This window comes from Pseudomonas sp. 2VD (genome assembly GCF_005503585.1).
Lineage (GTDB): Bacteria > Pseudomonadota > Gammaproteobacteria > Pseudomonadales > Pseudomonadaceae > Pseudomonas > Pseudomonas aeruginosa.
In genome coordinates, this window is the sequence record NZ_SCND01000255.1 from 1 (window position 1) to 9,089 (window position 9,089).

10 protein-coding genes are annotated in these 9,089 nt (G+C 64.3%); 8 read left to right on the top strand and 2 right to left on the bottom strand.

Annotated elements, in window-relative coordinates; genetic code table 11:
- From fadA to FFS27_RS22920, 5 genes are all read left to right on the top strand, one after another.
- Positions 1-908: acetyl-CoA C-acyltransferase FadA (fadA, locus tag FFS27_RS22900; RefSeq protein WP_137952223.1), on the top strand; the 908-nt coding region annotated here is incomplete at its 5' end.
- Positions 909-1,101: 193 nt separating this feature from the next.
- The gene (locus FFS27_RS22905) at positions 1,102-1,365 is read left to right on the top strand and encodes a DUF1653 domain-containing protein (RefSeq protein WP_003109484.1); all 264 of its coding nucleotides are present in this window, start codon (positions 1,102-1,104) and stop codon (positions 1,363-1,365) included.
- A 90-nt stretch (positions 1,366-1,455) separates the two neighbouring features.
- Positions 1,456-4,062, top strand: a complete 2,607-nt coding sequence (gene topA / locus FFS27_RS22910) for a type I DNA topoisomerase (protein WP_003091201.1) — start codon at positions 1,456-1,458, stop codon at positions 4,060-4,062.
- A 106-nt stretch (positions 4,063-4,168) separates the two neighbouring features.
- The gene (locus FFS27_RS22915; RefSeq protein ID WP_003091199.1) at positions 4,169-4,687 is read left to right on the top strand and encodes a DUF6586 family protein; all 519 of its coding nucleotides are present in this window, start codon (positions 4,169-4,171) and stop codon (positions 4,685-4,687) included.
- A gap of 205 nt (positions 4,688-4,892) precedes the next feature.
- Positions 4,893-5,126 (top strand): hypothetical protein, encoded by a 234-nt coding sequence (locus FFS27_RS22920; protein ID WP_003109483.1) that lies wholly within the window; start codon positions 4,893-4,895, stop codon positions 5,124-5,126.
- A gap of 21 nt (positions 5,127-5,147) precedes the next feature.
- Here the strand turns inward: FFS27_RS22920 and sulA are convergent, their stop codons facing one another.
- Positions 5,148-5,633, bottom strand: a complete 486-nt coding sequence (sulA, locus tag FFS27_RS22925) for an SOS-induced cell division inhibitor SulA (protein WP_003091197.1) — start codon at positions 5,631-5,633, stop codon at positions 5,148-5,150.
- An 11-nt stretch (positions 5,634-5,644) separates the two neighbouring features.
- A complete protein-coding gene (gene lexA, locus FFS27_RS22930) occupies positions 5,645-6,259 on the bottom strand; it encodes a transcriptional repressor LexA (RefSeq protein WP_003091196.1) in 615 nt (204 codons plus the stop codon).
- 231 nt (positions 6,260-6,490) lie between these two features.
- On the opposite strand from lexA, the gene psrA reads away from it, so the two are divergent.
- From psrA to FFS27_RS22945, 3 genes are all read left to right on the top strand, one after another.
- Positions 6,491-7,192 carry a transcriptional regulator PsrA gene (psrA, locus tag FFS27_RS22935; protein ID WP_003091195.1) on the top strand — a complete coding sequence of 234 codons (702 nt, stop codon included), beginning with the start codon at positions 6,491-6,493 and terminating at the stop codon, positions 7,190-7,192.
- Positions 7,193-7,393: 201 nt separating this feature from the next.
- The gene (nagZ, locus tag FFS27_RS22940) at positions 7,394-8,392 is read left to right on the top strand and encodes a beta-N-acetylhexosaminidase (protein ID WP_003118092.1); all 999 of its coding nucleotides are present in this window, start codon (positions 7,394-7,396) and stop codon (positions 8,390-8,392) included.
- A gap of 11 nt (positions 8,393-8,403) precedes the next feature.
- A partial coding sequence (locus tag FFS27_RS22945) for an S-methyl-5'-thioinosine phosphorylase (protein WP_137952224.1) occupies positions 8,404-9,089 on the top strand: 686 nt, incomplete at its 3' end.

Sequence of the window (9,089 nt, forward strand, 5' to 3'; positions counted from 1 at the left end):
CCGTCAGCCGCCTGTGCGGTTCGTCGATGAGCGCGCTGCACACCGCCGCCCAGGCGATCCAGACCGGCAATGGCGATGTATTCGTCATCGGCGGCGTGGAGCACATGGGCCACGTCGGCATGATGCATGGCGTCGACCCGAACCCGCACCTGTCCCTGTACGCCGCCAAGGCCTCGGGCATGATGGGCCTGACCGCGGAAATGCTCGGCAAGATGCACGGTATCAGCCGTGAGGCGCAGGACAAGTTCGGCGCGCGTTCGCACCAACTGGCCTGGAAGGCCACCCAGGAAGGCAAGTTCAAGGACGAGATCATCCCGATGGAAGGGTATGACGAGAACGGTTTCCTGAAAGTCTTCGACTTCGACGAGACCATTCGTCCGGAAACCACCGTCGAGACCCTGGCCGAGTTGAAGCCGGCGTTCAATCCGAAAGGCGGCACCGTGACCGCGGGGACCTCCTCGCAGATCACCGACGGTGCCTCCTGCATGATCGTGATGTCGGCCCAGCGCGCCCAGGACCTGGGCATCCAGCCGATGGCGGTGATCCGCTCCATGGCCGTGGCGGGTGTCGACCCGGCGATCATGGGCTACGGCCCGGTGCCGTCGACCAACAAGGCGCTCAAGCGTGCCGGCCTGACCATCGCCGACATCGATTTCGTCGAACTCAACGAAGCCTTCGCCGCCCAGGCCCTGCCTGTGCTGAAGGACCTCAAGCTGCTCGACAAGATGGACGAGAAGGTCAACCTCCATGGCGGCGCCATCGCCCTGGGTCACCCGTTCGGTTGCTCCGGTGCGCGCATTTCCGGCACCCTGTTGAACGTGATGAAGCAGAACGGCGGTACCCTTGGCGTGTCCACCATGTGCGTGGGCCTGGGACAGGGTATCACCACCGTCTTCGAGCGCATCTAAGCGTTCGTCGAAGGGGAAAGCCGGGGCCTCGTGCCCCGGCTTTCGTTTTTCAGTGTCAGTCGTTTCCGGCTGTATCGAGCGAATGACGCCCCGGGAGCGCGGGTTTGCCTATTGTGCGATCCGTGCCTATACCGGGCTGTTGTATGTCGGCATTGTGCCGTTGTTTTCCGATTTTCGAGACAAGGTAAGGAACATGGACCTGCAGGCTGGGCTCTATCGTCATTACAAGGGACAGAACTACCGGGTCCTGGGTGTCGCGCGGCATTCGGAGACGGAAGAGGCGCTGGTGATCTACCAGGCGCTGTACGGCGAATTCGGTCTCTGGGTGCGTCCGCTGGAGATGTTCACCGAGGCCGTGGAGGTCGATGGCGAGTGGGTGCCGCGCTTCGTTCTGGTGAGTCCCGAGGCCGATCCCCTGGGCTTGCAGAAAGCTCCCGGCGGGGAAGACCGCGCTTGACCTTGGCTCGTTCGCCACTATATATAGCGGTGCCGCGCTAGTCGCTCCCTCCTTTATATTCATCTTTTCGACGCAGGAACCTTCCGATCCATGGGTAAATCGCTGGTCATCGTGGAATCCCCGGCCAAGGCCAAGACCATCAACAAGTACCTGGGCAGCCAGTACGTGGTGAAGTCGAGCATCGGCCACATCCGTGACCTGCCCACCAGTGGTTCGTCGAGTTCCAAGGAGCCGGCGGCCAAGGGCCGCAAGAGCGCCTCCGAGGCGCCGGCGCTGTCACCGAAGGAGAAGGCCAGGCGCCAACTGGTCTCGCGCATGGGGGTCGACCCCGAGCATGGCTGGAAGGCCAAGTACGAGATCCTGCCCGGCAAGGAAAAGGTCATCGACGAGCTGCGCCGCCTGGCCAAGGACGCCGACACCGTCTATCTCGCGACCGACTTGGACCGCGAAGGGGAGGCCATCGCTTGGCACCTGCGGGAAGCCATCGGCGGTGACGAAAGCCGCTACAAGCGCGTGGTATTCAACGAAATCACCAAGAAGGCCATTCAGGAGGCCTTCTCCCAGCCCGGCGAGCTCGATATCAACCGGGTGAACGCCCAGCAGGCGCGGCGTTTCCTCGACCGCGTGGTCGGCTACATGGTCTCGCCGCTGCTCTGGCAGAAGATTGCCCGCGGGTTGTCCGCCGGCCGCGTGCAGTCGGTGGCGGTGAAGCTGGTGGTGGAGCGCGAACGCGAGATCCGCGCCTTCGTCCCGGAAGAGTACTGGGAGGTGCATGCCGACCTCGGTACCGCCAAGGGCGCCAACGTGCGCTTCGAGGTTACCCGTGAGAAGGGCGAGGCCTTCAAGCCGCTCAACGAAGCCCAGGCCATGGCGGCCCTGGAAAAGCTCAAGGCGTCGGCCTATAGCGTCGCCAAGCGCGAGGACCGGCCGACCTCCAGCCGACCCTCGGCGCCGTTCATCACTTCCACCCTGCAGCAGGCGGCGAGCAACCGCCTGGGCTTCGGGGTGAAGAAGACCATGATGATGGCCCAGCGTCTCTACGAGGCCGGCTACATCACCTACATGCGTACCGACTCGACCAACCTGTCGGCCGATGCCATTGGCATGGTCCGCGGTTTCATCGAAGACGAGTTCGGCCAGAAGTACCTGCCGGGCAAGGCCAACGTCTACTCGAGCAAGGAGGGCGCCCAGGAAGCGCACGAGGCGATCCGTCCTTCCGACGTCAACCTCAAGCCGACCCAGCTGTCCGGCATGGAGCGCGACGCCGAGCGCCTGTACGACCTGATCTGGCGCCAATTCGTGGCGTGCCAGATGACCCCGGCCGAATACCTCTCGACCAGCGTGAGCGTCACCGCCGGCGATTTCGAACTGCGCGCCAAGGGCCGCATCCTCAAGTTCGACGGTTATACCCGGGTACTGCCGCAGCAGAGCAAGCCGGGCGAGGACGACGTCCTGCCGGAAATGAAGGAAGGCGAGAACCTCAAGCTGATCAAGCTCGATCCGAGCCAGCACTTCACCAAGCCGCCGGCGCGCTACTCCGAAGCGAGCCTGGTCAAGGAACTGGAGAAGCGCGGTATCGGCCGCCCCTCGACCTACGCGGCGATCATCTCCACCATCCAGGAGCGCGGCTACGTAACCACCCACAACCGCCGCTTCTATGCGGAGAAGATGGGCGACATCGTCACCGATCGGCTCAACGAGAGCTTCGCCAACCTGATGGACTACGGTTTCACCGCCGGGATGGAGGAGCATCTCGACGACGTGGCCCAGGGCGAGCGCGACTGGAAGCACCTGCTCGACGAGTTCTACGGCGATTTCAAGAAGAAGCTCGAGGTGGCCGAAGTCAGCGAGAAGGGGATGCGCGCCAACCAGCCGACCCTGACCAACATTCCCTGCCGCGAGTGCGGCCGGCCGATGATGATTCGTACCGCCTCCACCGGCGTGTTCCTCGGCTGCTCGGGCTACAGCCTGCCGCCGAAGGAACGTTGCAAGGCGACCGTCAACCTGATTCCCGGCGACGAGATCGCCGCGGACGACGAGGGCGAGTCCGAGTCGCGGGTGTTGCGTGGCAAGCATCGCTGCCCGATCTGCAGTACCGCGATGGACGCCTACCTGCTGGACGAGAAACACAAGCTGCATATCTGCGGCAACAACCCCGACTGTCCGGGCTACGAGATCGAGGAAGGCCAGTACCGGATCAAGGGCTACGAAGGGCCGAGCCTGGAATGCGACAAGTGTGGCAGCGAGATGCAGTTGAAGACCGGCCGTTTCGGCAAGTTCTTCGGTTGCACCAATCCGACCTGCAAGAACACCCGCAAGCTGCTGAAGAATGGCGAGGCGGCGCCGCCGAAGATGGACGCCATCCGCATGCCTGAATTGAAGTGCGAGAAGGTGGACGATATCTACGTGCTGCGCGACGGCGCTTCGGGCATGTTCCTGGCCGCCAGCCAGTTCCCGAAGAACCGCGAGACCCGCGCGCCGTTGGTGAGCGAGATCATCCCGCACAAGGCCGAGCTGGATCCCAAGTACCATTACCTCTGCGACGCCCCGCAGAAAGACCCGGACGGCCGTCCCGCGGTGATCCGTTTCAGCCGCAAGACCAAGGAGCAATACGTGCAGTCCGAGGTCGATGGCAAGCCCACCGGCTGGCGCGCCTTCTACGATGGCGGCAAGTGGAAGGTCGAAGACAAGCGCTGATGGATGGCGCGCCCGCTTGCATGGGGCGCGCTTATACTGCGCGAAGGCCGGGCGCTGACCTGGCCTGCGCTCCGCATTCCTTCCAGTTTTAATCGGGAGTACCGGCATGGCCCAAGAGCTTTATACCCGCACCAACCAGAAGCTGTATTTCGCCGGGTTGGCTCTGGAGGCCTGGAAGCGAGCCGATGCCGAGCGGGCGATGAATGCCCAGGCGATCATCCAGGGGGAGCGCGAGTCGGCGCTGTTCCACCTTTATGGCGCAGTGCTCGGTGTATGCCATGAGATCGCCGGTTACTACCGTCTGCCGCAGGCTGCCGCTCCTCGCGTGGATGCATTGCTGAATGCCGAAGTGCTGGCGGCCGCGCCCAGCCCCGAGCTGGCTGAACTGGTGGAGTTGGCGTCGCAGCCGGAAACCTGGCTGGGCCAGTTGCTGGGCGCCTACTCCGAGCTGTTCCTGCCGCCGCGACCGACCAAGGCAGCGAAGATCGACCCCAGCACACCGTTGATCGTTGCCGTGAGTATCGACGAAGACGCCCCCTTGCTTTCTCGCGAAACCCTCGAGGAATGGCGGCAGTCGCTGAAGCAATTGGTCCTGCGTTTTCGCGAGAGCTTGACGGAGCTGTAACGCCGTCGTCATTCGCCGATCAGCGGTAGGAAATTTTCCTACCGTTCCACTCGGTTGATTTGCCAGCAAAAAAATTTAGCGGATGCCGTCCGGGCGCTCTGGAACCGCCGTTACAGGCGCGAGAGCGGAACCGGAAGGCGGATGCGGGCTAGGGATGCACTGGATGGGCTGTTACAATGTCGCGTCTTCGTAGAGAGCGTCTGTCATGCCAACATCCTTCCTTGAAATCGTAGAAATGCCCGACGGGCGCATCGTGCTGCGTCGCGCCGATGACGAGGAGGCGTTGGTGACCCTGGAGTTCTCCGGGGACGCGAAGAATTTCCTGCAAGGCCAGCATGTCGAAGTGGCCAAGGCCATGTTCAATGTCGGCGTGCAAATGGCCGGTCGTCTTGCCGAGGGCGAGATGGAACACGACGAAGGCCCCCGCGTCCTGCACTGAACGCTGTCCCCCGCCGTTTTTTCAACCCAGACGAATATTCAGGCTCTGTGCTTGGCCCAGTTGGGCGGCGCGGGACAGTTGCTTGCGCGCCGCCCGGCTCAGCGGTTCCAGCCAACTGACCACGGTGTGGCTGCGGCCCAGGCGCAAGGCCTCGCAACTGAGCGCCAGGGCAGCGGCGTTGTCCTTCGCCTGCAGTAGCAGGATGCGCTCGCGGTTCAGGCCGGCGCGGCGCAGCCATTCATGGGTCAGGCTCGCCGGCGGAGCGATCAGGGTCAGCCAGCGGGCATCCTGTTCCTCGCTGAGCTCGCGGAGAATCGGCGCGAGCAGGGTCAGGCAGTGCCCCGGCAGGCCGCTGAGCGAAAGTTCGCTAAAGGCAGCGGGTTCCTCAATGGAGGCGCTGGAAGGGCTGTCGATGACATCGTCGAGCAAGGGAGCGCCGTTGCTGGCCCAGAACGCTTCCTGGAACAGTGGCAACTGGGCGCTGGGCAGCGAGTGGGAGGTCTGCATGGTATCTCCTGTCAGCGTCGGATCACGCCGACGCTCAAGCCTTCGATGATCAGTTCCTGCTCCTTCAGATCGACTTCGATCGGAGCGAACTCAGGGTTTTCCGCCAGCAGCCAGACCTTGCTGCCTTCGCGCTTGAAGCGTTTCACCGTGACTTCCTCGCCGATCCGCGCGACCACCACCTGGCCGTTGCGCGCTTCGCGGGTGACGTGGACGGCCAGCAGGTCGCCGTCGAGGATGCCGATGTCCTTCATGCTCATGCCGCGCACGCGCAACAGGTAGTCGGCGCGAGGATTGAAGAAGGCGGGATTGATACGGCAGGATTCCTCGATGTTCTGTTCGGCGAGGATCGGTGCGCCGGCGGCGACCCGTCCGATCACCGGCAGGCCCTCATCGTCGTTGGCGGCATGCGGTTCGAAGCCGGGAATGCGGATGCCGCGAGAGGCGCCCGGAGTCATTTCGATGGCGCCCTTGCGTGCCAGCGCCTTGAGGTGCTCCTCGGCGGCGTTCGGCGACTTGAAGCCGAGTTCCTGGGCGATTTCCGCCCGGGTCGGCGGAAAGCCGTGGTCTTCCAGGCAGCGCTTGATGAAGGAGAGGATCTCGGCTTGGCGGGGCGTCAGCTTCTGCATGTCGTCGCTCTGTGTTTTTATCCAGTGACTGGGATTATATACAGTGAGCGAGGCGTGGCAATGATTTTCCGCATGACATTTCGTCCTGCGTCACGATGAAGTTGGCCAGTGTCTTGCTTCCGTTTTTCGGGACTTCTCTGTAATTTTCCTGACTGGTGCGTCATCTGCCGCTTGACAAGGGATGTGGCTGAAACGTATGTTTCAAACAAGTGTTTGTCAGGCGGAGAAACCATGGCCCAGTCGGAAACCGTCGAACGCATTCTCGATGCGGCGGAACAGCTGTTCGCGGAAAAAGGCTTCGCCGAAACCTCGTTGCGTCTGATCACCAGCAAGGCCGGGGTCAACCTGGCGGCGGTGAATTATCACTTCGGTTCGAAGAAGGCGCTGATCCAGGCGGTGTTCTCGCGCTTCCTCGGGCCATTCTGCGCCAGCCTGGAAAAGGAGCTGGATCGTCGCCAGGCCAAGCCCGAGGCCCAGCACGCCACCCTGGAGGACCTCCTGCACCTGCTGGTGTCCCAGGCGATGGCGGTGAAGCCGCGCAGCGGCAACGACCTGTCGATCTTCATGCGCTTGCTCGGCCTGGCCTTCAGCCAGAGCCAGGGGCACCTGCGCAAGTACCTGGAAGAGGTCTACGGCAAGGTCTTCCGGCGCTACATGCTGCTGGTCAACGAGGCGGCGCCGAAGCTGCCGCCCATCGAGCTGTTCTGGCGCGTGCACTTCATGCTCGGCGCGGCCGCCTTCAGCATGTCGGGGATCAAGGCCCTGCGGGCGATGGCGGAAACCGATTTCGGCGTGAACACTTCCACCGAGCAGGTGATGCACCTGATGGTGCCGTTCTTCGCCGCCGGCATGCGCGCCGAGAGCGGCATCGACGATCCGCTGCTGGCCGGGGCGCAACTGCGCCCGCGGAACAAGACGCCCGCCAAGGCCTGATCGCAGACGGCGCCCGAGGGCGCCGTTTTCCTTTCTCCTTTCTCTGTGCTCCGGGCGGAACTCCATGCGCCGGGCCGGCTCCATTGGCAGGCGCGCGGTACCGCCCCGGGACTTAAGTCTTTCTGCCGGGTGCAGTACAGTGTGCGCTGTCTGAGGCCCGTGACGGCGGGCTTCGCTGATTTCCAGGCCATAGGACTCTTCATGCAAGGCTCTCTGATGCTCGACATCGGCGGCACCTGGCTGACCGCCGAGGACCGCCAAATCCTGCGCCACCCCGAGGTGGGCGGGCTGATCATCTTCGCTCGCAACATCGAGCATCCTGCCCAGGTTCGCGAACTGTGTGCGGCCATTCGCGCCATCCGTCCCGACCTGTTGCTGGCCGTCGACCAGGAAGGAGGGCGCGTGCAGCGCCTGCGCCAGGGCTTCGTGCGCCTGCCGGCGATGCGCGCGATCGCCGACAACCCCAATGCCGAAGAGCTGGCCGAGCACTGTGGCTGGCTGATGGCGACCGAGGTGCAGGCGGTCGGCCTCGACCTGAGTTTCGCGCCGGTGCTGGATCTCGATCACCAGCGCAGCGCCGTGGTCGGTAGCCGCGCCTTCGAGGGCGACCCGGAGCGTGCCGCGCTGCTTGCCGGTGCTTTCATTCGCGGCATGCATGCCGCCGGGATGGCCGCCACCGGCAAGCATTTTCCCGGTCACGGCTGGGCCGAGGCCGACTCCCATGTGGCGATTCCCGAAGACGCGCGCAGCCTCGAGGAAATCCGGCGCAGCGACCTGGTTCCGTTCGCCCGCCTGGCCGGACAGCTCGACGCGCTGATGCCGGCCCATGTCATCTATCCGCAGGTCGACCCGCAGCCCGCCGGCTTTTCCCGGCGCTGGTTGCAGGAGATCCTGCGCGGCGAGCTGAAGTTCGACGGGGTGATCTTCAGCGACGACCTGTCGATGGCCGGCGCCCATGTGGTCGGCGACGCCGCCAGCCGCATCGAGGCCGCTCTGGCCGCGGGCTGCGACATGGGTCTGGTGTGCAACGACCGGGCTTCCGCCGAGCTGGCCCTGGCTGCCCTGCAACGCCTGAAGGTGACCCCGCCGTCGCGTCTGCAACGCATGCGCGGCAAGGGCTACGCGAATACCGACTATCGCCAGCAGCCGCGCTGGCTGGAAGCACTGTCCGCGTTGCGCGCCGCGCAACTGATTGATTGAGGGAGCTGTCGATGAGTGTCTACGCGATTATCGGAGGAACCGGCCTGACCCAGCTGGAAGGGCTGACGCTGAGCGAGTCCCTGCCGATCGAAACGCCGTATGGCGCGCCGTCCGCGCCGCTCCAGCGTGGCCGCTACGCCGGGCGCGAGGTGCTGTTCCTGGCGCGTCACGGTCATCCGCACCGCTTCCCGCCGCACCAGGTGAACTACCGCGCCAATCTCTGGGCGCTGAAGCAGGCGGGTGCCGAGGCGGTGATCGCGGTGAACGCGGTGGGTGGCATCCATGCGGCGATGGGAACGGGGCACCTGTGCGTGCCGCACCAGTTGATCGACTACACCTCGGGACGCGAGCACACCTATTTCGCCGGCGATATCGAGCATGTCACCCATATCGATTTCAGCCACCCCTATGACGAGCCGTTGCGCCAGCGCCTGATCGAGGCATTGCGTGCGTTGGGGCTGGCGCACAGCAGCCATGGGGTCTACGCCTGCACCCAAGGGCCGCGCCTGGAAACGGTGGCGGAAATCGCCCGGTTGGAGCGGGACGGCAACGATATCGTCGGCATGACCGGCATGCCCGAGGCAGCACTGGCCCGCGAGCTGGACCTGCCCTACGCCTGCCTGGCGCTGGTGGTCAATCCCGCGGCGGGGAAGTCGGCGGGGATCATCACCATGGCCGAAATCGAACAGGCGTTGCA